This is a genomic window from Mesorhizobium sp. RIZ17 (genome assembly GCF_051127865.1).
In the GTDB taxonomy this organism is placed as follows: domain Bacteria; phylum Pseudomonadota; class Alphaproteobacteria; order Rhizobiales; family Rhizobiaceae; genus Mesorhizobium; species Mesorhizobium humile.
The window spans coordinates 5559738-5581260 of the sequence record NZ_CP147861.1; the positions used below are offsets into that span (position 1 = coordinate 5559738).

The window sequence follows — 21523 nt, forward strand, 5'->3', positions numbered from 1 at the left end:
CTGGCGAGCACTCAAACCAGGTCCACCTCGACCCACAACCCGCCCGGCCCCCGGGCAGCATCGCGCGGTGCGCTGCGCACCGCCTGGATCGAGCCGGACGGCGCGGCAAAGGCCGGTTTGCCGTTCTTGTCGGCCAGCCATGGATCATCGGCGCGGATGACGCGGCCCTTTGTCTTCGTCTCCAGCGCGGTCAGGATGCCGTCATAGGGCATCTCGCCCCAATGCACTTTCACCGCATCGACCTTGTTGGTCGGGATGAAAGCCGAAAGGTCCGCGCTCGTCAGCAGATCGAAACCCTGTTTCTGCGGTGTCGCGTTCTGGCTGCCGTGATGGGCCACCTTGAGATAGATGGTGCGCGCCAGAAGATCGGCCGATGTGACGGTGCCTTGCCCCACCGGCCATTTCAGCTCCTTCCAGCTCAGCCAGTTGCCGATCTGGGCGTCGCCCGGGAACAGCAGCACGCGGCCACTGTCGATGAACTCGAAGGCAAGCACCAGGCTGGTGTTGTTGACGCCGCGGTCGAGCTGCAGGGCAAGGTCGGCGGCGATCCCCATCCAGTCGGCGTCGATGCGCCGCCAGGACTGGTCGCGGTCTTCCATGGCCGCCACGCCCGGGACCGGCCCGGAATAATGCTTGCGGACAAAGGTGGCGATATCGACGGCCGGGTCGCTGCCCTTGTCGCCGTTGAGCGCGGCGGAAAGCGGTGTACCGACATTGCGTTCGAACGGACTGAGCTCGTCGACGTAATTGGCGTCGGCCGCCTCGTTCATCTTGAGGCCGCTCACCAGCGCCCGCGCAAACGGTCCGCCGCTGGCCAGTGGAAACATCTCGCTCGCCTTCTCCTCCAGCCGCAGCGCCGCCTTGTCGCGCGGCGGGCCCAACACATAGACGCGCAGGTTGGGCAACCCGTCGATCGACACCGGCGGCCCGCCGGGCTCGAAATAGGTCGGTGACGTTTTTTGCGACAGCCGCGCCGCCGCGTCGCGGGCCGAGCGCACCCGCTCGCCGGCGGCGCCGAACTGGAAGCCGAGCACGGACTGCAGGCCGTCGCGAACGCCGGCCATGTAGGAACTGAGCCCTTGCATCCCGTCTAGCTTCTGGCCCACGCCCTGCAGCGCGGCGATCGCCTGGCCCTTGAACTTGTCGAGTTCCGCGGCCTCGGCATCGACGGGGTTCTCGGTCCATGCCATCCAGACGTCGGCGACGACAAAGTCCTTGAAGAGGTCCTGCGCGGTTAGGAACCCGGAGACATGGTCCCAGTGCTCGTGCGTGACGACAAGGATGTCGATCTTGCCGCCGGTCTCTTTCCTGATGTCGGCGACGATGTCGCCGACCAGCGCCGGGCCGCCGGCGATCGAGACATGGATGCCGCAATCGATGAGCATGCGGAACGGCATGCCGTCCGCCTTTTTGAAGGTAAGCAGATGGCAATCGCCGATGCCTTGGCAGTAATGCCGCACAGTGACGCCCGCTGCCTGCGTCGCCGTGGCAGCCGTTCTCGCCGGCCTTGTCCTCGTCGCCGGCTTTCTAGACATGGTCGTCGTCTCCATCGCTGGCATGCAGCAAGGCGAATGGCTCCGACACCTCGCCGCCGAAATAGAGTGCTCGCAGCGGCGACAGGTAATTAGCCGCCATCGTCCCGGCCTGGCGCCTCTGCCGGTCCGCGCTGCCGGTGTTCTTGATGATCGAGTAGCGGATCTCCTCGAACCCCTCGCGCGGGTCGATGATGATCGTCGCGCCGCCACGGAACCAGAAGAAGCCGTCGCCCTTGGTCATGCCTTGCGGCATCGCCGTGCCGTCGAGCGCGACCGGAATGCGCTGCTGGATGACCGCCACGACCTCGACGCGGAACGAGCCGTCCGGCTCGACGCGTCGCGTCGGGCGCACGCTATAGATGTCGAAGGTCGTCTCGCCTTTCTTCGGCGGGTGCATGACCGTGCCGTCCTCATTGTAGCGCGGCAGATCGGGTAGCAGGCCGAACTGGATGTAGAGGTCCGGATTGTAGGCGAAGGCCTTGTGCATCGCCTTCCACAGCGCGTAGCGGTTCTTGTCGTTGAGCGCGAAGATCTCGGCCCGCTTCAATTTCTGGTTCCAGCCAAGGTCGATCCTGCTGAGCAGGCCCTTCAGCCAGGCCGGCGACGGATCCTCCGGCGCGCTCCAGGCGAGCGTCTCTTCCGAGATGGTGCGAACGTCGCGCGGCAGAAGCTTCCATTTGCGGAACGATTCCTGGAAGGCCAGGCGGTAGTGCAGCGGATCGTCGGGATAAGCGTCGCGGTCCGCGGTGATCAGCGCGCGCAGATATTCGCCGAAGGTGATGTCGACGGCAGGGCAATAGTCGAGTGCGCGGATGCACATGGTCAGCATCTGCCTGGCGGTCTTGGCGACCTCGTCGGTCAGGCGTTCGACCAGGCTCGGATGCAGGGTTCCCGCCGGCAGGATGCCGGAGCCGCCAGTGGCCAGCTGGATCAGGTCGTCGGTCCGCCGATCGGCTATCGCCAGGAAGGCCTGGTAGACGGCAAAGACCAGGATCGAGCCGCGGTCATGCGCCTCGAAAGTCTTGTCGTAGTCGAGATCGGCCATGCCGGCGCTGCCATATTCGCGCAACGGCCCGGCCCTGCCGCTGCCTTCGCCGAACTGCCTGGCGATACCGGAAAGCAGCGAGGCGGCAGACAATTCGCCCCTCGCCTTGCCGATTTCGAAGCTGACCAGTTCCTCCAGCGTGAAATGCTGGAACAGCGCGACGATGTCGGCGAAAGCCTCATGGAAGGCCGGCACGTCCGGGTTGGACGCCTCCTGGAAGCGGCGATGCAGCCCGTCGAGCAATGCGTGCGACATCTCATGCGCGACGATATCGCTGGAAAGGCATGAGAACACCGTCGTTCCGGGCGTGGTGACGTCGCCCTCACTGCTGGTCGCCGGGAAATAGCCGAACAGCAGCGCCTTCTTTTCCGGGCTGTAATAGGCGTTCTCGGCGCGCAGCGCATGCGGATAGATGCGCAGGCGCGGCACGTAGTGCGCCTTCACGGTCATGTCGCCGGTCCGGCCGGGAGCCTCGGCATAGTGCGGCGCCCACAACGCCCGCCGGCCAAGCGCGCGCTCGAAATGGCCGATCGTGGTCATGGCGACGGCGTAGGCCATCTGCTGGTGGAATTTCGGATTGCCCTCAGAAGGCGGCAGGCCGTCCTGCGCCAGAAGCACCTTGTCGTTGAGGTCGACCGGATCGTAGACGCGGTCGGACGCGGGGTCGACATCGACCACCTCGAGATATTCGCCGATCGGGCCCGGCAGCAGCGGCCTGTCGGTCGACGGCTCGTCGTCCCACGGCACCGAAAGCGTCGCCTGGTAGACCGAAACCGAGTCCAGCCGTTTCGCCACGGAAGGATCGAGCGCGTAGATGCGCAGGCGCCGTTGCGGCGGCGGCAGCGGCCGCGGCTTGCGCCTGATGGCTGGCGCGGGGCCCATGACCGGCACGGGAACCGCCGCGCTGGCGCCTGGACGGCCGAGCAAACCTTCCAGAAAGGCCTTCAGCGGCTTTGATGGATTGCCCTGGTCGAGCGCCGCTTCGAGATAGCGGTTGCGCGCCGCGGCCGAAATATTGCCGGGATCGCCGTCCGGGTCGGCGATCGCCTGTTCGACTGCCGCGGCGCCTTGCGCCATCTGCGTCAATTCAAGCGCAAACATCATCCGCTGCCGAAGCGTCGCCGGCGGGGGCGCCGCCAAAGAGTTGCCACCGGTCAAAAGGTCCAGCCAACTCCATGTGTAGGTAGCTCGAGCGAGCTTCGTCAGGCTGTTCGCCGCCGGCGGCGGGACGTCCAGCGCATCGAAGGCCCGCAAGACGCCCTGCCCGATCTTCTGCTTCGTCTCGGTCGCATTCATCTTCGCCGTCGATTTCGAGGCCTTCGCGAACAGCGCCTTGCGTACCGCCTCGATCCGCATCCACGGCTCGGGATAATCCTTCACCACGTCCCAATGCTCAGCCAGCCACAGAGCGGCCGCGGCAGCGACCTGCGGCGTCGCGGCCGAGGTGCCGCTGCCGTCCATGTCGACCACCTTGCGGCAATCGATCTCGGCCCAGGGCACGTTCGGCGTGTAGGCTCCCAGCGCCGTATCCATCTTCGAAGGCGGCCCGTAATTGCCCTGCATGGTACCGAGGGCGAGCCCGGCATAGGCACGCCCGTCGCCCATCACGCCACAGGCCGCGAGCACCCGGTTGTAGCGCGCGGGATAGACGATGCTGCTGGGCGTGATGGTGAAATTGTTGCCGGCCGCCGTGACCATGACCAAGCCGTGGTCGTAGGCAAGGTTGACGGCGTCGACCAGAGCCTGCGAGGCGAAGCCGCCCATGCTCATCGACAGTACTTGCGCGCCCTGCTGGCGCGCATAGTCGATGCCTTGCACCATGGTGCCGGTGGTCAGCCGCACCACCCAGTCGGCGATGCGCACCGGCAGGATCTTCGCCAGCGGTGCGCCGCCGACGAAATCGGTGAAGCCCGGCCAGTGCGGCGACGTGCCGTCGAGCTTGTTGCCGGCGAGCAGGCTGAGCGTGCCGGTTCCGTGGCCGCGATTGCTGGTCAGCGTGCCGGCTGGCGCGCGGTCCGTCGCATCGTTCGGACGGGTTTTATCAACGAAATTGCGCTGCTGTGCCGTGAGAAGCTCGGGCGGAAGGGTCTGGTGCCTGGGGTCGAAGCCGGTGTCCAGATGGGCGATGGTGATGTTGGCCTGCTTGGCGCCGACCCTTTCGCGCGCCGCCTTGAACTGGCTGAAGTCCGGCGCGGCATTCCAGGCGATCCGGCCCGACACCGTCGCCTGTCCACCGCTCGGATCCTGGTCGTCGAAAGTGCATGTCGGAGCCGCGCTCGCCGCCATGCCGCGATCGCCGGCGCTGTCCTTGTAGTCCCATTGCTGCAGGATATCGGGCTCGACCGCGAGCACCTCGGCGCCTGCGGCCGCCAGCGCCGGAGTCCGTGCGACAAGGTCGTGGGCGTGGTCCCAGGGATTGTCGCTATCGGCGGCATCCGTGGCCAACCGCAACCAGGTGGCGCCGCGATCCGCGGCCGCGGCCGTACCGGCGCTTACAGGGCTGGGTGGGAGAGTAAGGATCGGCTCGGCTTCGATCACGCCAATCCGCGGTGGCCCGCCTCGCACCGAGAGTCCCGCGCCGTCGCCACGAACCTTTACAAGGAGTCCCTTCGCGGCTGCCACGGCGTGCCCTCCCCCAAAATGAACCATGGCGCCCGACCGTCCGCTGCGGTCAAGCCAAGGTTCCGTCTACGCTTCGACTGATCTTTTTGCCGACTAGGCAATCATGCCGGCTGCGACGAAAAGATCGGTCGAGGCGTGGGCCATGCATTTCTAACATAACCATCGGTCCGCCCGACGCGCATATCTGTGAGCACCTTCACATACGTCGAACACCGCTTGCGCTCAGATGTTGTAACGGCGGCGTCGACGACTCCTACCAAGTACGGCGTCCGAAGCTGCTGCCGGATATGCGGTTCTCGAGGAGAAATTTCGATCACCTAGCCATTTTCAGGTTTGCTGTCTGCGCGCTGGGCACCTCCCACCCAAGCGCGCGGACGGCGTCCAAGGATCGGCCCGCAACCGCCAGTGCGCCCGGTCTCCTTACAGTTTGCCGGCTTGTCCGTTTTCGGCGTGTCGGGCGTGACATTGAAACTCTGTCCGCCGCCTGCCGAGTTCGTTCAGCCACCATAGAAGGAGACGACGCTTTGATCGAGCACGCACTTATCCTACAATTTCCGTCTAACGAGAGGCGGAATCGTATCATGGCTACAAACGGCGCGGACGACAGGAACCTGCCGCGCCTGGCGCGCATCGACCCGCGCCAGTTCGACCTGCTGTTCGGCGGCTGCAAGCTGGAGCGCTATGCCGCCGGCCAGCATTTGTTCGTCCAGGAAGATACATCAGACCGCATCTATGGCGTGATGAGCGGCACCGTCGAGATTTCGATCTACTCGCCCGGCGGGCAGAAGCTGGTGGCCAATATCGAGCTGTCGCGCAGTCTCGTCGGAGAGATCGGAGCGCTGGATGGACGCCCACGCACGGCGACAGCCATCTGCCTCACGGCATGCGAGCTGGTGTCGCTGAGCCGGTCGCAACTCTTTGATCGCATTGAGAAAAATCCGCCTCTGGCACGCGGGATGATCGAATTGCTATGCGCGCGGCTGCGCTGGGTCAGCGGCGAGCTGGGCGACCAGGCCTTTTTCGGCATCGAGGCCAGGCTGGCAAAGCGGCTGGTGTTCCTGAGCGGCGTCATGGCCGACAGCGCCGGCTGGATTCCGATTTCGCAGTCGGAGCTCGGCGAATTCCTCGGCGCGACGCGTGAATCCGTCAACAAGACGCTGAACGACTGGCGCAGCCGGCAGATGATCGCCATCCGGCGCGGTGGCCTGCGCATCACCAACGCCGCCGCCCTGAACCAGATCGCCGAATCGCAAGACGACGACTGAGCAGTCAGGCTCGGCGTTTTCGCCGTAGCCGGCTCGGCGATTCGGCCGTAGCCTTCTCGGCAGTTTCGCCGCAGCTCCGTCGGCTCACCGCATCCGGAAGCGACGAACGGCTTTCAACGCACCCCGTCAGAGCCGCGAGATCAGGTAGCGCAGCGCCGCGCGGCTTGGCATGAAGAAGTAGCCGCCGCCCTTGGTGGAGACGAAATGCGGCACATCCTTGAGCACGGTGACCTTTTCCCAGGAAGGGATCGAGAACCGGCCGCCGCCGCCTCGCGCGCCGATCGTCGGGTCCGTCTCGCCGACCAGGCCCTGGAACGAGTTCGATGAGACCCAGGTCTGCTGGATGAACTCGTATTGGCGTTCGATATCCGCGTTGAGGCACATGAAGAGCAGGCCCTTCTCGGTCTTGCCGCCCTTATCCTTCTTCTCGTAGGTGCGGCCGACGCGCAGGATGCGGTGGCGCTTGCCGATCCTGATCTGCGTCTCGCGGTCCTCGCCAAGCGAATCGCGCGGGTTGGACCGGCGTATGTGCGAGCCGAGCGGACAGGCATGCCCCTGCGGGTCCTCGGCGCCGAGCGCGAAATCATTGTCGATGCCGCGGCCCGGACGTCCGTTCGGATTGCGCACCAGCGAGCTGCCGTCCTGCCAACGGCCCAGCATCTTTGCCGCCACCCAGCGTTGATCGATGGCGGCGTCGCCAGTCTCCTCGGCTGCCTGCGTCGCGGCTTTCCTGCAGTAATCGTCGAACAATTCGACATGCTGCTCGAACTGGCGCACGACGAGGAAGGTGCCGTTGCGGCCGAAATCGCGCGGCGGAGGCGGCTGCCCCGGTATTTGACGGTTGCGCCGCACCTGCGAAAGGATGCCGGTCCGATCCAGCGCCGCGTCCACCGACGGCGAAGCCGGGTAGAAGCCATGCTCGTCGCGATAGCCGAACAGGAACTCGCCCGGTGCCAGCAAATGCATGGGCGCGGCTCCCTTGGCGGCGCGCTGCGTGCCCCGGACGATCGGCTGCGAGACGCCGTCGACGAAGCCGAAATGCTCGACCGCCCGCTTGCCGTCGCGCCGCACCATCAGCGGCAGCTCGGCGGCCACGGACATGCCGGCGCCCGTCGTCTGTCGCTTCATGGCCGAGATCTCGGCCTTCAACGTGGCCGGTGTCTCGGCGTAGCAGACGATGACGATGTCGACGGGCTTGTCGGCCGAACCCCACTGCCATTTGTCGGGCGCGTCGGGGCCGGTGTCGTTGAGGATGCGGCTGCGCTCGGGCGTTCCCATGCCTTGCCGGAAGGCGACGGGAAACGTGTCCAGCGGCTCGTCGTCGACGCCGCCTTCCAGCCCAAGCCGGCGCAGCCCGTTGGGGCCGAACGCCACGGTCATGGCGCGGCCGGCAGGCACGCCGTCGCCGAAGCTGGTTTTGTCGATGACGGAATCGAGCCAGGCCTTGCGCCTCGCCGCCGTCAACCCTTCCGGCACCTGGATCGCAAGCATATGCGCATAGCCGAGCGCGCCGAAGGGTCCGAAGAAAATGGACTGGATTTCCCCGGATTCCAGCTCCTCGAGCGGCGCAGCCGGTGGTTCGGGCAGGCTGGGCGCGTCCGCCGGCTGTGCTTGCGGCCGCGGCAGCGAACCGAACAGGCTCAGCCAGTCGCGCGCCTCGTTGCCGGTGGCCGAAGCGATGCCGCGCCTGATCCTGGAGTTGATGCGGATGCGCGGTGTGTTGAGGTGCGGATAGGCGCTGTACCAGAACAACGTCGGCACCTGCTGGCGTCGCGCCCAGCGCTTGAAACGATCGCCGTCGCGCGCGCCGTCCAGGAACAGCCAGCGCGTGCGCGGATAGCCTTCGGTGTTGCTCCATACCCCAGTCAGGCCGGCCGAGGCCTTGGCAATGAAATCCTCCAGGTAGCTTTCCCAGCTGCCGCCATAGTTGGAGAAGAACACCAGCCTATCGGTGCCGGGCAAAAGCACCCAGCGGGCGAAATGAATGGTGTTGATGGTGGCGAGAAAGCCCGGCCTGAACACTTTCTGCGCCGATATCGAGATCAGGTAGAATGACAACCGCAGCGCCAGGCGTCGCAAGATGCCCGCCTTCATGGTCGAGATCGCCGTCAGGTTGTTCTGCGCGGCATGGTCCTCATTGGCGAGGATCTTTTCCAGAGCACCGATGTCGACGGGCGTGTTCGCCGGCTGGTCCTTGTCCTCGAGCCGCCGCAACGCCAGGAAGCAAAGGCCCACGAACAGGGCGAGAATGGCCAGCAGACCGAGCACCGTAAGCAGGAGCGCGGCACTGGCGATCGCGATGTTGGCGAAGGTGACGCCATGCGGGTTGCCGAACACGAGCACATAAGTCAGGCGCCAAAAGGCAAGAACGACGATCGCGACAGTGGCGAACATCGTCGGCGTCAGCAGCGTCGTCGTCAGCGCCCGCGACCAGTGGCCTGGCGGTCTTTCCAGCAGGCTTTCGGCGGGCTCGAACGCCCAACCGAATTGCCCGAGGCAGCGGACATGCCGGCGCGCCTCGGCCAGCACGTCCATCGCGTTGCCGGCCCCAGCGCGCGGCTTTTCGGCGATCTCGCGCACGCTGTCGGCAAGCTTGGCCTCTGCAAGGATGCGGCGCACGGAATGGCCGGGCGTGCCAGCGAAAACCAGCCCCGCGGCGCTGCCGAAGGACGGCGATATCTCGATATGGTTCTTCTTCAGGAAGTCCTCCAGCGAGCCGCCGTCCGGCAGGCCGCAGACATCCCTGAAGATCGGCCGTAGCCGGTGCCCGATCGATTGCGCGATGGCGGTTATGACATCGTCGGTGCTGCCGTCGCCGGAGATTTCGAACACCAGCGCGCCGGTCTCGATCCCCGTTTTTTCATCCTTGCCGGTCGGAGCGACGGCCAGGCTGGTGAAATGTATGGTGCCGACCTTGTCGAGCGCGGCACTGAGCTCGCCGATCGCGGGATTGCCGAGATCGGCGACCTTGTCGCGCACCGCATCGAGCGGCAAGGAGCGGGTGATCGGGCAGACCACCGTCACCATCGACTGGTCGGCTGTGCGGCAAAGCGGCGAGCGCTCGAAATCGACCTTGAGGCTTGCCGGATAGGCGCCGACATTGACCATCTTGCCGGCCCTGCCCCGCGCGCGGCCAAGCTTCGGTTTGCTGAACAGGGCGCGGATGCATTCGCCGATCTGGATGCGTGCGATCTCGGCGCCGATGCACAGATGGATGCCGTAGCCAAAAACCATGTAGTCGCGATGCGGGCGCGACGTATCGAAGTCGTTCGGCCGCTGCACGATCTCCGGATCGAACATCGCCGAAAGCGTCGCCGGCATCACCACGGTTCCGGCCTTCACCAGCCGCTCGCGACGCGTGCCCTTGCCGATAACCGCGTCACGCCTGGTATAGCGCCAGGGCCCGATCCAGATCGGTTTGAACCGCATGGCTTCCATGATCGCCCGGTCGAGTTTGCCGGTATCGCCGGCAGCAATTGCCCGATCGACGGCTTGCCGTGCGTCGGTTCGCGACAGGATCACATCCAGGCAATTGCTGCCGGCAAGCACATTGGTCGGCACAAAGCCGGCGACCATGCCGAGCATGATGGAATGAATGTCGGGCAGCGACAGGCGCCCCTGGTCCATCAACGCGACGAGGCGGGCAAGCGGCCGGTCGTCCCTGCCCGCCTTTTCCCTTACAGCCGTGATCGAGCGGTCTATGATTTTGATCAGCCGATCGCCGCCGACCACGGCGAGCTGACGCGTGGTGGGATTGGCCGTCGGGTCGGAAAAGAACAGCGCGCTGAGCGCGATCGACCAGTCGGCGAACTTCGTTTCGTCGTCGATCTCAAGGCCGAAATAATCGCGGCAGATGCGCACCGGCACGATCTTCATCAATCCGGCGATGGCATCGAAGCCCGGGCTGGCGCGGGTCATGATGTCACGCGAATGGCGCTCGGCGATCGGCCTGACGGTGGCTTCGACCTCCGCCGGCGGGAAAGCGCTCAGCACTGCCGATTTCATCTGCCGGTACGCGGCGCCGTCCTGCATGCCGAGAATGAAATTCGAGCCCCGGGCGAGCTCGGTCATCTCCGGCCCGTAGGGCGTCTCGAACTCGTCGCCCCGCTCCAATATGTCGCGAACATCCGCGCCCTTGGTGACGAGCAGGAAATTGCCGAAGCCGAGATTCGGCCAGAAACGGCGCAGAAGCGCCAGCAGCCAGCGCGGATCGCCAAGAAGAAAACCGGTGATGCGCGAAGCAACGCTGCTCTTGGAACGCAGCCGGTCGATGTCGAACGGCGGCATTTCCGCAACCGGACGCTGGCTCTTCTGAGCGGCTCGGACTGCGGCAAAGTACTTCAACATGATCATGCGCGTTCAAGCCCCCCGGCTGTCCACGTCAATGCGATGCCGGCATCCTGTTTGGCCTAGGTTTGCATCGGTCCGGCGTATGTGAATTCGGTCACAGTCATTTGCTGTCGGCCCCGGCGATCATGCTGCGGACTTGGCCAGATCAAAATTGCCGATCAGGAAATTGTTCTTGGCCGGATCCACGAACGGTATCCAGCGTATCCTCTGCTCCGAAAAGTCGGGGTGCCTGGTCATGAAGATCGCAAGCTCACGCGCCGCCTCGTCGCATCGGCCACTTCTCATCAGGGCGCCTATCTTGAGGAACCTCGCGTAAAAGTAACCCGGCGAAAGGTTGAGCGAGCGCTCGGCGGTCGCGATCGCGGCCGGCCAGTCTTCGACGAAGCAATAGGCGGCGGCCAGTTCCCCCAGATTGTGGAAGCGATAGAGGTCGAACGGGCTCAACCGCTCGGTGTCGAGGAAGAACGATATCGCGCCCTTGGCATCGCCAAGCAAAAGGTGCGCGCTGCCCATGGCCGAGCGGGCGAAGGCGAAGCTCGGATTGATGTGGATCGCCTCGGCAAGATGCTCGGCTGCCAATGCCGGAAGGCCGCGCATGATGTCGGCCGCGCCGAGATAGGCATGCGGACGCGCATCGAGGCTGTCCATCAGAAGCGCCTTGCGCGCAAGCGTCTCGACTTTCTCCAGATCGTCACTGTCGCCGAAACGCAGCCAGGCCCGCCAGAAGTACCACCACGCGAGCTCGTTGAGCACGGCGCTCGAATTCGGATCTTCCCGGTAGCCCTTGTCGAAGAAGTCGAGGGCGATTTCGGTGTCGCGCCGCGTGCGCCTGTTCATATGCCAACGGCCGCGCCTGACCAGTTGCCAGGTTTCGAGGCTTTCCCACGGCACCTGGAACGTGCGCGCCTGCTCGGCGCGATCGACCTCCTTGTCGAGGATGGAAACGATCTCGCTGCCGATCTGGTCGCGCAGGCTGAAGATATCGACGAGATCGCGGTCGAAGCGTTGCGACCAGACCAGGCGTCCGTTCGAGGTGTCGGTGAGCGATGCGTTGAGGCGAATCTGCCTGTCGGAGCGCGCCAACGTGCCGCTGACGATGTAGCGGGCGCCCAGCGCGTTGCCGATCAGCCTTGTGCCGAGGCTGTCGTCGCGAAACTGGAAGCTCGAGCCCTTGGCGATGACCGAAAGCCAGCGCGTGTTGGAAAGGCCGTAGATGATGTCCTCGGCGATACCGTCGGCCATATAGCCGACATCGGGTTCGCTTCCGTTGCCCTGGAACGGCAGCACGGCGATTGCCGGTGGACCTTTGGTGATCGGCCTATAGTGACCGGACGCGGCGGGGATAGAGGCGAACGAAGCCGCCGCGATGGGGCCGTTGCCGCCACGACCGGCGATCAGGACGTGCACCGGCAGGGCGATGTTCTTCAGGCTGAATTCGCCGAGATCGGTGAAGACCGCCGCCGTCTTGTCCCTCACATGGTGCCATGTCGTCGCCGAGATGGCGACGCCGTCATGCGGCGCGAATTCCTGAAGCCTGGCGGCGATATTCACGTCGTCGCCGTAGAGCCGACCCTCCCGGACGATGACGTCGCCCGTGTTGATCCCGGCGCGAAACTGCATGCGCATGTTCTCGGCGACCGCCGCATTCAGCGCCACGATCCGGGCCTGGAAGTCGAAGGCCGCCCGCAAGGCTTCGATCGGATTGCCGAATTCGGCCATGATGCTGTCGCCGGCATCGCCGAACGTGCGCCCGCCAAATGCGCCGCAACTGCCGGCGATGATGTCGCGCCTTTCCTCGAAGGCGGCGACAGCCAACTCGTCGTCGATGCCCATAAGCCTCGAGAACCCTACGGCGTCGATCGAAATGATTGTCGCAAGCTGACGGGTATAGTTCCGTTCAGCCATGGTCGAGCCCCCAGTCCCCTGCTTCCAGTCCAGAACAGGCGACCTGCGCTCAAAAGAAACGCGTCGCCGTCTGCCGACGGATATCCCGGCAGGTCCGGCGCGCCGTTGCCACCCTGTTATGACCAGAATTCTATCAGGGTCTTGCCGAAAGCTCTACCACGAACAGCTAATATGACGAACTCTCCATCCGGCGCATGGTTAGTCGCTCGTTACGTCGGGTGACACACTCGCATCGCGTCGTTACAATCTGAAATTATTAGCTTTTTCACCCGCAACTAATGCTCCCCTTGCTCCTCTTGCCAAGGATCCATCGCATCGACGCAAGTGCTGCAAAAATGCGTTATTGCGGCCTTTGCGGAACCAACCCGCCTGGGTGCGAGTTTCTGACGGCACTTACGCCGACGAGATTTGAGGGCTCTCATGCGCACGTTCGTTTTGGCAACCGGTATCGCTTTATTCCTGATCAGTGGACAAGCCTTCGCGGCGGACAACCAGACGCTGCCGCCGCAAAATGCCAAGAAACTCTCGGAGATCGTCGCCAAGGTCGAGCACCGCGCCGACTTCCACTATGTGAAGGAGGTCGCCTGGGATAGCGACGGCTACACCATCACCTACTACACGACGGACAAGGCCAAGGTCCAAATCACCTACGATCCCGTGACCGGCGAACCCAAATAGACCTCGGTCGGTTGCTTGGCTCCGCCATTCCCCGGGGCCTGCGTTCGGCATAGACTCGATCGCCGAAACAGGCCGGACCGGGAGGACAGACATGCGGCTTCACATCTGCGCAACCGCCTTGCTGCTAGCCGCATCGATGCTTGGGACATCGGGCCAGGCACGAGCGGATGGCCCCTCCTTCGATTGCCGAAAGGCGCGGTTGCCCGCCGAGAAGGCGATCTGCGCCGATCCGCAAATGTCGGCCATCGATGCTTTGGTCACCAAGGCCTATGCCGGTTTTGAGCCCGCCTTCGGCGGCGACAAACGCGGGATCGCCCGCGGACTGGTCGCCGATCGGAATGCCTGCAAGACGGACGCAGCCTGCATCGTCAGCGCGCAGAACAATGCGCTGCAGACTTACGGCAATGCACCGCCTTGGGTGCAGGACTACAATATAGCGCTGATCGGCAAGAAGGCGCTCGACCTTGCGGCAAGGACGCCGAAGCCGGCAGATCAGCCCCTGCCCGCGTCGATCGGACAATGCGGCTTCACCCACATCAAGGCGCTGACGACGAGGCTGGGCGACGACCCGCTGGAAACCGCCAGCCCGGAAGCCGGCAGCGCGGCGAGATTTACCAATGGCGGCACGGCGGTTTCCTATGACCGCGAGCCGGGACTGGCGAGCTCCAAGGTCGGTGATCCGGTCGTCATGTGCCTGATCGCGATCCCGCGCGACTGTCCGAAAAACGATCTACGCGGCAGGGTTTATTATGCAGTCGATCTCGCCGCCAAAGGCACATGGGCCCTGCCCGACTCCCAGCATCTGTGCGGCGGCGCCTGAAGACCCTGACCACTCGTTGCGGAACCGGCGCGACGGACCGCCTTGCATCGTCACAACTTTGGTGGCTGACTGCCCGCCATGATTGCGGGCACGGGGGTGCATGGCAATGATTGGCTACGTCCTGAAGCGCATCCTGATGGTGCTCGTCGGCTATCTGGTCGCGGTGCTTGTCGGGTTGATCGCGGTGGTGGTGATCTACGCGATATTGAGGGCGCTGCCCAACGCGCCGGGCTACTTCGAGCTCATGGAGTTCACGCCCGTCGCCGTGTTGGTGGTGCCGCCGCTCGCCATGTTCGTCTACTTCCTGACGATCATCCTGACCGGAATGCAGACGCTGGTTTTCGCCCTGATCGCCGAGTTCTTTTCGTTGCGAAGCTTTTGGCTGCACATGCTGTTCGGCGCTGCTGCCGCCGCTGCCGGTTTCATGCTGATCTGGCCCGACGCGGCCGATGACCCGGAACGTTGGGCCGACACAGGCATCATCGCCGCCGCCGGCCTCGTGGCCGGCCTGGTCTACTGGCTTATCGCCGGGCGCGACGCCGGCTTCCGCCGACCGCTTATCAAAGCACTTCCAAGAAACGTGTGAAGCGGTCAGGTTCGTCGGCTTCGCCGTGGCCTTCCGTCAGGAATCGCTTGAAACCAGACCGCCCTCAGCTTGACGGCGTGCGCACCGCTTCGGTCGCGTCGAGCGCCTGCATCAGCTTGGAATCGCGGTCATAGACGTCATCGAAATACTCGACCTTGCCCGACGTGTCCGGCCAAGCGGTGAAATAGGCGACATAGACCGGGATGACACGCGTGACATTCTCGGTCGAATGGCCGTGCTTCAACTTTTCGGCGACATCGTCGACCGTGGTGCCGAGCACAGCGGCGGCCATGCCGCGCGGATCCTGCAACCGCACGCAGCCATGGCTGAGCGCGCGCATGTCGCGGGCGAAGAACGACTTCTGCGGCGTGTCGTGCATGTAGATGGCGTGCTTGTTGGGGAAGAGGATCTTCAATTCGCCCAAGGCATTGGCCTCGCTCGGCTGCTGCCGCACGCTGAAGGGGATATTGGCGCCATACGCACCCCAATCGACCGCCGAGGACGGGATCTTCTTGCCGCGCGAATCCGTCACCTCGTAGCCGGCGCGGTCGAGATAGCCTGGATCGCTGCGCAGCCGCGGCAGCATCTCGTTGACGATGATCGACTGCGGCACGCCCCAATAGGGATGGAAGTCGACCTGCTTGATCTGGTTGTAGAAGAAGGCGGTCTGATTGGTGACCCGACCGATGACGACGCGGGTCTTCAGCTTCTCCGCGCCATTGTCGATATAGCTCGCGGTAAAGGCCGGCTGGTTGATGAAGACGCGCGGGCTGCCGAGATCCGACGGCATCCAGCGCAGTTCCTCGAGCGCCACCTTGACCTTCTCGATCCTGTCGGCCTTCGACGTGCCGGCCAGCGAAGCCACCGTGCGCGGGCCGATGACGCCGTCGCCCTTCATCCCGGCGCGCTGCTGCACGGCCTTGATCACCGGCACCAGCTCGGGGTCGTAGAGTTCGCTCTTGCCCAGCCTGCCGAGCACCTCGCCGTAGCTGCCGCCCATCTCGTCATCGAGATTGCGGGAAATCAGCGTCAGCAACTTCGGCAGCTCCGGGCTGCTTTCGCCGGGCTTGAGCAGGAGCTTGGGATCGACGACGATCTCGTTTTCCTCGCTCGCCTCGAGCGCTTCCAGTTCGACGCGCAGCGCCTGGTACTCGGGATTCTGCGGGTGGCGCGATTCGAGATAGGTGCGGACCTCCTGGGTATGCGCCAGGGTCTTCAGCGCGCCTTCGAGATCGAACGGCTTGGCGGGGAAATCATAGTAACCGGTCATCCGGTTGGGATCGACGCGGCCGTTCTGGGCATCCTGCGCATAGCGCAGCACGCGTGCCGACAGCGCCATCTCGAAGCGAACCAGTTCCTTGGTCCGCTCTTCCGGCGTAGCGGCAGTCGCGGCGGCCGGAATATCGACAGAATAGTCGGCCGGCGTCAGGCCGTAGCTCGCCGCCTCGCCCAACACGCGCACCGCATCCTGCGCCCTGCTGTTGGCGGCGTTGTCGCTCACCCAGATGAAATCCGGATTGGCCGAATAATAGGCGATCAGCGCCTTGGCGATATCGGGCTCCGCAAACAGCTCGTAATCGCTCAATCCTGCGACGGCATCGCGGAAGCTGTTGCCCGTCACCGACGGGACAAAGGCGGCGTCCTGCGCGGTCGCCGGTTGCGGTGCCGGCAGAAGCGACTTGAAATCGACACGCACGAGCTTGTCGGCCCTGTAGGTGTTGTAGGTTGGGCTGCTGATCCTGACACTGCCGCCACCCTCTCCGTCAGGCGAGGGTCGTATCTTGCGTGGCTTGGGCGGTGGCGGAAATTCGCCTTGCGGATTGTGCCGGATGCCGCCGCCGAACAGCATGTCGAACAGCCCTTGCGCGCTTGCCGGCTGCTGTCCGAAGGCCAGTGTCGCCGCGATGGCGATCGGCAGGACGGTTTTCTTGTTCACAAGGATTTTCATGCTTCACCCGCACCGGTTGTAACCGGTTCCCGTTCCGCGCCGCTGGACGGTCCCGCCCTCCGCATGGCGGATGTATGACGTGACTATACCGATTCATACCGATTTCGTTAAGCTTCCATAAATTTTCGCGGCCGTGTTGCAGAACAGTTTCACATCGTTGTGAGGCCCGGAGCAGCGATTTGCTCCGGGCCTCACGCGCCCGCCAAGGCGCGGAAAAACAATCAGGCGTTGGCGCCGCCATCTATGGTCAACGAGGCTCCCGTGACGAAACGGCCCTGCGGGCTCGCCAGCCAGGCCACCATTCCCGCGATCTCCTCGGCCTCGCCGAAACGCGGCGTCGCCATCTTCCGGCGCTGGTGCTCCGCATGCGGCCCATTGGCAGGGTTCATGTCGGTGTCGGTGGAGCCTGGATGCACGATGTTGACGGTGATGCCGCGTGGGCCGAGGTCGCGCGCCAGCGCCTTCGTCAGCCCGAACAGCGCCGCCTTGCTGGTCGAATAGGCGCTGGCGACCGTCGCCGGCGCCATGGCGGCGTGGACGACGATGGCCGGTGCTAGAGCACGATCCCGAAAAGCGGGAAACGGTCTTCGGAGAAAGATCATGCTCCAACAAAGAGCTAGGTCGTGATGGCGATTCAACGAAACGCCATCACGATCTAGCGCCCGCCCCCGTGACAAACGCCGGGCTTTGTGATCGAAATTTCGGCGGCCGCAGCAAGCGCGGCCGGAAGGATTTGCCGTGAAGAAAGGTTATCGCCAGCTTCTCGACGAGGCGAACGCCGAGATCGAAGTGGTTTCGCCGGAGGAGGCAGCGGGGCTGCTGGAGCACGACGACACCATCTTCGTCGATCTGCGCGATCCGCGCGAGGTCGAGCGCGATGGCAAGATCCCCGGCGCCAAGCATGTGACGCGCGGCATGCTGGAATTCTGGATCGATCCCGAAAGCCCGTATCACAAACCGTTCTTCGCCAGCGGAAAGACCTTCGTGTTCTTCTGCGCCGGCGGCTGGCGCTCGGCTTTGGCCACCAAGACGGCGCAGGACATGGGCCTGACGCCGGTCAAGCACATCCTCGGCGGCTATACCGCCTGGAAAGCGGCCGGCCTGCCGATCGAGCCCGGCCAGAAGAAAAAGGCCGACTGACAAAAGTTTTCCGCAACGTCCGGGATCGATCGACCCAATGGTTTTCTGGATAGCGAGTGCGTTTGGATTTGCGGTCGCCTATCTGCTCGGTTCCACGCCCACCGGCTACGTGGCCGGCAGACTGCTCAAGGGCATCGACATCCGCGAGCACGGCTCCAAATCGACCGGCGCGACCAACGTACTCAGAACCTTGGGCAAATGGCCGGCATTGGCGGTGCTGATTGCCGATGTGCTGAAAGGCGTGGCGGCGATCGTCTTTGTTCACTGGTTTTATCCCTGGTGCTACGCGATATCGTCCGCCACGCCGCCGACGACGCTTGAACTACAGACCTTGGTGCCCTGGCTCGTTTGCCTGGCCGGACTTGCCGTGCTGCTGGGGCATGGCCGGTCGATCTGGCTGAATTTCACGGGCGGAAAATCCGCCGCGACGGGACTTGGCGTGCTGCTGGCGATGTCATGGCCGGCAGGGTTGGGCGCCGCCACGGCATTTGCCGTCACGCTGTCTCTTTTCCGGATCGTTTCCCTCAGCTCGATGCTGGCGGCGCTGACGGCGGTCGCGCTTGTCTGCGGGCTGGAGCAGCCATTGCCCTATCGGTTGCTGGTGATCGCGGGCAGCCTCTACGTGATCCTGCGCCACCGCGCCAACATTCAGCGGCTGGTGGCGGGAACGGAGCCACGCCTTGGCCACGGCGGCCCGGGGCCGAACGCAGGCCCGCAAATCTCCTAGAGCAGGGTTCTAGTGTAGGGTCGCTTCGCGCTGCCCGGTCACGAAACCGACCGCGCGCGCGATGACATCCCTGTCGGCGAGAATTCGGCGGTGGCCAAGTCCGTCGGCCCAGTGCAGGTGGACATGCTCGCCGGCGCCCGCATAGCGCTTGGCATGGTCGGCATGGACTTCGCGATCGTCGGGCGCGTGGATGATCAGCGTCGGCACCGGCACCTCCGCAAGTTGGCGATCGCCGGTGAATTCATTGAGCGGCCGCCCCGAAAGGTGTTTCACCCTGTCCGCCATGGCGACGCGGGAGCGCGGCCCGACATTCATCATGCGACTGAAATCGTCGAAGATCGCCGGAAGCGAGCTCGGCGCGGCAATCAGCACCAGCTTCTGCGCCTTAAGCGGCGGCATGCCCTTGACCGACGCCGCGACGGCATTGGCGGCAATCGCGCCGCCGAAGGAATGGCCGACGACGGCGGCAAAGGGACCGAACCATTCGCCCGCGACCCGCGCCGCGTCCACTGCATTCACCATGTTGAGATGGCGGCCGAGCGAATGGCCATGCCCGGGCAGGTCGAGCGAGACGACCTTGTAGCCGCCCTCGCGAAACCCTTCGATCAGGGCGCGCATATATTCGGTGCGCGAGCGCCAGCCATGGATGACGAGCACCGTCCCACGCGATTCCCTGCCCGGCTCCGGGCGGAATTCATGCACCGCCACGCAGTCTGTCCTAGTCTTCAGCCGGTGGTGGCGCGCCTCGGCCATGAAGTCGGCGGCCCGCTCGACCGCTCGGCGCTCGCCGTCACTCAAGGATTTGACATTGGGTGTGCGGCAAAACAGTTCGAATGCGGCGCGGCCGCCGAGACGTGGCATGACATGCTCGGCCGCGCCAAAGACGCCGCGGATGACCTTCAATCCAAATGATGCCATATTGGCGATCCATTCATTCGTTCAAGCATGAACATAATAGTTCAAACATGAACATTAAACAAGAGCTGCCTTGGGACAATCCTCGCTTTCGCAACTGGGTTGCGGTGGCGCGCGCCTGCCATGTGCTGGAGCGCACCCTGGCGGTAAAGCTCGCCCCGCTCGACCTCAAGCCGGCGCAGCTCGACGTGCTGATGAACCTCTATCGCCACCCCGGCATGTCGCAGCACGATCTTGCCCGCAAGCTCTTGGTCGGCCGCTCCAACATCACCATGCTGTTGCCGCAGCTCGAGGCACGCGGCCTGCTGCGCCGCGAGGGCGACGAGAAGGACAAGCGTGTGCTGCGGCTGAACCTCACCGAGGCCGGCGAGGCCCTGCTCATGAAGGCGCTGAAGGTGCACATGGCGCTGATCGAGAAGGCGATGAGCCAGTCGACGCCGGAACAGTGCGACTTGATCGGCGAGCAGATGCGCAAGATCTACGACGTGCTGAAGGAAGCCTGAGGCGGGAACCCGCATCGCCAGGCGTATTGATATTCAGGTCAGGCCGAGTCGAAAACGATGGCTTCCGAGAACCGGCCTACGCCGGCCGTAGCCTTCATAGAGCGGAGACACTTACGAGGGCTTCGGCCGGCGAAGGCCGGAGCGGAGCGTACTTAAAGTACGTGAGCACCGGCCTACGCCGGCCGTAGCCCTAATTTGACCGCCACGCCACCATGAGTGCTTCGGCCGGCGAAGGCCGGAAGCGCAGGAAACCGTCGTTTGCAGGCCGGCCTCACCTGAATATCAATACGCCTACCACATCGTCTTCTTCGCCCGCTCCGGCCATTCCTTGTCGTACTTCTGGCCATCGATGTTCTTGCGGCTGGCTATCTCGAGGATCTGGCCGGGCGTCGGCAGCGACTTCGGATCGACATGCTTGGCCGGGTTCCACAATTCCGAGCGCACGATGGCGCGGGCGCATTGGAAATAGACCGTGTCGACATCGACAACGGTAACCGAGCGAGCCGGCTTGCCGTCGACCATGAAGGATGCGCAAAGCCCGGCATCGGTCCTGATATGAGCGCGGCCGTTGACGCGCAGCGTGGTGCCGGAGCCTGGCACCAGAAAGAGCAACCCGACGCGCGGATCGCGAATGATGTTCTTCAGCGAATCGGCGCGGTTGTTGCCGCGCCTGTCCGGCATCATCAGCGTCCTGTCGTCGACGATGCGCACGAAGCCGGCGAGATCGCCGCGTGGCGAGCAGTCGAGCCCCTCGGGTCCGCTGGTCGCCAGCGCCACGAAGGGCGAGGCCTCGATGAAGGCGGCATATTCGGGAATCACATGGTCGAGTTCCTTGACGACCGAGGCCTCGCCCGGCAGCCCGTAAAGCGCCTCGAGCTGTTCGACGGATGTGATGAGCGACATCTTTTTCGCCTCCTGACCTTTTGTCGGGCGCTACCCCATCTCGATGACGTCTTGACGACAGCCGACTGCCGAAATTGGATTGCAACGCACCAGGCTAACGGTCCCGGCTCAGTCCCTTCTCGGCCAACTCGGCGAGATAGGCGTTCCAGCGCTCCTCTCGCTCATGGCCGAGCGTATGCAGGTAGTTCCAGGTGAAGATGCCAGTGTCGTGGAAATCGTCGAAGGTGATGCGCACCGCATAATTGCCGACCGGCTCGATCTTGAGGATCGCGACATTGCGCTTGCCGGGGACCGTCACTCGCTGTTCCGGCGAATGGCCCTGCACTTCCGCCGATGGCGAGGCCACACGCAGCAACTCCGCCGGCAATTCGAACGGTTGGTGGCCGGGGAAGGTCACGGTCAAGAGCTTGCGGTCCTTCGAGACCCTGAGTTCCTTTGGCGCGGTCATGGCTGTCCTGTCTGGGTTGCGCCCTTCCCTACGCCGCTTCGCTCGATCCGAAAAGGACCATTAGGAAGCAGCCGACACGCGATGTCGGTCGGGGAATGTTACCAAAGATCAAGACCCTCTATCTTGAATGCGG

15 protein-coding genes and 1 pseudogene are annotated in these 21523 nt (G+C 64.3%); 7 read left to right on the forward strand and 9 right to left on the reverse strand.

Going from position 1 to position 21523, the window contains the following annotated elements:
* Positions 1-11: 11 nt before the first annotated feature.
* Positions 12-1535 carry an MBL fold metallo-hydrolase gene (locus WDX12_RS27090; protein ID WP_434722644.1) on the reverse strand — a complete coding sequence of 508 codons (1524 nt, stop codon included), beginning with the start codon at positions 1533-1535 and terminating at the stop codon, positions 12-14.
* A complete protein-coding gene (locus WDX12_RS27095) occupies positions 1528-5118 on the reverse strand; it encodes a S8 family serine peptidase (RefSeq protein WP_434722645.1) in 3591 nt (1196 codons plus the stop codon). Before WDX12_RS27095 ends, WDX12_RS27090 begins: the two co-directional genes overlap by 8 nt.
* Positions 5119-5783: 665 nt before the next feature.
* On the opposite strand from WDX12_RS27095, the gene WDX12_RS27100 reads away from it, so the two are divergent.
* Positions 5784-6467: a Crp/Fnr family transcriptional regulator gene (locus WDX12_RS27100; RefSeq protein WP_320295637.1), complete on the forward strand. Its 684-nt coding sequence runs from the start codon at positions 5784-5786 to the stop codon at positions 6465-6467.
* A gap of 126 nt (positions 6468-6593) precedes the next feature.
* On the opposite strand, the gene WDX12_RS27105 is transcribed toward WDX12_RS27100, so the two are convergent.
* Both WDX12_RS27105 and WDX12_RS27110 read right to left on the reverse strand, forming a co-directional pair.
* Entirely contained in the window at positions 6594-10820 is a 4227-nt protein-coding gene (locus tag WDX12_RS27105) for a cytochrome P450 (protein WP_434722646.1), read from the reverse strand.
* A 120-nt stretch (positions 10821-10940) separates the two neighbouring features.
* Positions 10941-12722, reverse strand: a complete 1782-nt coding sequence (locus WDX12_RS27110) for an adenylate/guanylate cyclase domain-containing protein (RefSeq protein WP_434722647.1) — start codon at positions 12720-12722, stop codon at positions 10941-10943.
* Positions 12723-13142: 420 nt separating this feature from the next.
* Between WDX12_RS27110 and WDX12_RS27115 the strand changes: the two genes are divergently transcribed.
* From WDX12_RS27115 to WDX12_RS27125, 3 genes are all read left to right on the forward strand, one after another.
* The gene (locus tag WDX12_RS27115) at positions 13143-13400 is read left to right on the forward strand and encodes a PepSY domain-containing protein (RefSeq protein ID WP_320295640.1); all 258 of its coding nucleotides are present in this window, start codon (positions 13143-13145) and stop codon (positions 13398-13400) included.
* Positions 13401-13491: 91 nt separating this feature from the next.
* Positions 13492-14220: a lysozyme inhibitor LprI family protein gene (locus WDX12_RS27120; protein ID WP_434722648.1), complete on the forward strand. Its 729-nt coding sequence runs from the start codon at positions 13492-13494 to the stop codon at positions 14218-14220.
* A 106-nt stretch (positions 14221-14326) separates the two neighbouring features.
* Positions 14327-14806, forward strand: a complete 480-nt coding sequence (locus WDX12_RS27125; RefSeq protein ID WP_434722649.1) for a hypothetical protein — start codon at positions 14327-14329, stop codon at positions 14804-14806.
* 64 nt (positions 14807-14870) lie between these two features.
* Here the strand turns inward: WDX12_RS27125 and WDX12_RS27130 are convergent, their stop codons facing one another.
* Both WDX12_RS27130 and WDX12_RS27135 read right to left on the reverse strand, forming a co-directional pair.
* Positions 14871-16754 carry a L,D-transpeptidase family protein gene (locus WDX12_RS27130; protein WP_434722650.1) on the reverse strand — a complete coding sequence of 628 codons (1884 nt, stop codon included), beginning with the start codon at positions 16752-16754 and terminating at the stop codon, positions 14871-14873.
* A 221-nt stretch (positions 16755-16975) separates the two neighbouring features.
* A pseudogene (locus tag WDX12_RS27135) lies at positions 16976-17260 on the reverse strand (SDR family oxidoreductase); the annotation flags it as partial.
* A gap of 232 nt (positions 17261-17492) precedes the next feature.
* On the opposite strand from WDX12_RS27135, the gene WDX12_RS27140 reads away from it, so the two are divergent.
* Both WDX12_RS27140 and plsY read left to right on the forward strand, forming a co-directional pair.
* On the forward strand, positions 17493-17894 hold the full coding sequence (locus WDX12_RS27140; RefSeq protein WP_434722651.1) for a rhodanese-like domain-containing protein: 402 nt from the start codon (positions 17493-17495) through the stop codon (positions 17892-17894).
* Between the two features lie 37 nt (positions 17895-17931).
* Positions 17932-18621, forward strand: a complete 690-nt coding sequence (gene plsY / locus WDX12_RS27145; protein WP_434722652.1) for a glycerol-3-phosphate 1-O-acyltransferase PlsY — start codon at positions 17932-17934, stop codon at positions 18619-18621.
* Positions 18622-18630: 9 nt separating this feature from the next.
* Here the strand turns inward: plsY and WDX12_RS27150 are convergent, their stop codons facing one another.
* The gene (locus tag WDX12_RS27150; RefSeq protein WP_434722653.1) at positions 18631-19539 is read right to left on the reverse strand and encodes an alpha/beta hydrolase; all 909 of its coding nucleotides are present in this window, start codon (positions 19537-19539) and stop codon (positions 18631-18633) included.
* 47 nt (positions 19540-19586) lie between these two features.
* Here WDX12_RS27150 and WDX12_RS27155 point away from each other — a divergent pair, with 47 nt between their 5' ends.
* Positions 19587-20039 (forward strand): MarR family winged helix-turn-helix transcriptional regulator, encoded by a 453-nt coding sequence (locus tag WDX12_RS27155; RefSeq protein ID WP_320295647.1) that lies wholly within the window; start codon positions 19587-19589, stop codon positions 20037-20039.
* 291 nt (positions 20040-20330) lie between these two features.
* On the opposite strand, the gene WDX12_RS27160 is transcribed toward WDX12_RS27155, so the two are convergent.
* Positions 20331-20942: a pyridoxamine 5'-phosphate oxidase family protein gene (locus tag WDX12_RS27160; RefSeq protein ID WP_434722654.1), complete on the reverse strand. Its 612-nt coding sequence runs from the start codon at positions 20940-20942 to the stop codon at positions 20331-20333.
* Between the two features lie 94 nt (positions 20943-21036).
* On the reverse strand, positions 21037-21390 hold the full coding sequence (locus WDX12_RS27165) for a DUF971 domain-containing protein (RefSeq protein WP_320295649.1): 354 nt from the start codon (positions 21388-21390) through the stop codon (positions 21037-21039).
* Between the last annotated feature and the right edge of the window lie 133 nt (positions 21391-21523).

Excerpts from the sequence above, each read along its gene's own strand:
- WDX12_RS27090 (WP_434722644.1), bottom strand. The coding sequence starts at position 1,535 with ATGTCTAGAAAGCCGGCGACGAGGACAAGGCCGGCGAGAACGGCTGCC.
- WDX12_RS27100 (WP_320295637.1), top strand. The coding sequence starts at position 5,784 with ATGGCTACAAACGGCGCGGACGACAGGAACCTGCCGCGCCTGGCGCGC.
- WDX12_RS27105 (WP_434722646.1), bottom strand. The coding sequence starts at position 10,820 with ATGATCATGTTGAAGTACTTTGCCGCAGTCCGAGCCGCTCAGAAGAGC.
- WDX12_RS27110 (WP_434722647.1), bottom strand. The coding sequence starts at position 12,722 with ATGGCTGAACGGAACTATACCCGTCAGCTTGCGACAATCATTTCGATC.
- WDX12_RS27115 (WP_320295640.1), top strand. The coding sequence starts at position 13,143 with ATGCGCACGTTCGTTTTGGCAACCGGTATCGCTTTATTCCTGATCAGT.
- WDX12_RS27120 (WP_434722648.1), top strand. The coding sequence starts at position 13,492 with ATGCGGCTTCACATCTGCGCAACCGCCTTGCTGCTAGCCGCATCGATG.
- WDX12_RS27125 (WP_434722649.1), top strand. The coding sequence starts at position 14,327 with ATGATTGGCTACGTCCTGAAGCGCATCCTGATGGTGCTCGTCGGCTAT.
- WDX12_RS27130 (WP_434722650.1), bottom strand. The coding sequence starts at position 16,754 with ATGAAAATCCTTGTGAACAAGAAAACCGTCCTGCCGATCGCCATCGCG.
- plsY (WP_434722652.1), top strand. The coding sequence starts at position 17,932 with ATGGTTTTCTGGATAGCGAGTGCGTTTGGATTTGCGGTCGCCTATCTG.
- WDX12_RS27150 (WP_434722653.1), bottom strand. The coding sequence starts at position 19,539 with ATGGCATCATTTGGATTGAAGGTCATCCGCGGCGTCTTTGGCGCGGCC.
- WDX12_RS27155 (WP_320295647.1), top strand. The coding sequence starts at position 19,587 with ATGAACATTAAACAAGAGCTGCCTTGGGACAATCCTCGCTTTCGCAAC.
- WDX12_RS27160 (WP_434722654.1), bottom strand. The coding sequence starts at position 20,942 with ATGTCGCTCATCACATCCGTCGAACAGCTCGAGGCGCTTTACGGGCTG.
- WDX12_RS27165 (WP_320295649.1), bottom strand. The coding sequence starts at position 21,390 with ATGACCGCGCCAAAGGAACTCAGGGTCTCGAAGGACCGCAAGCTCTTG.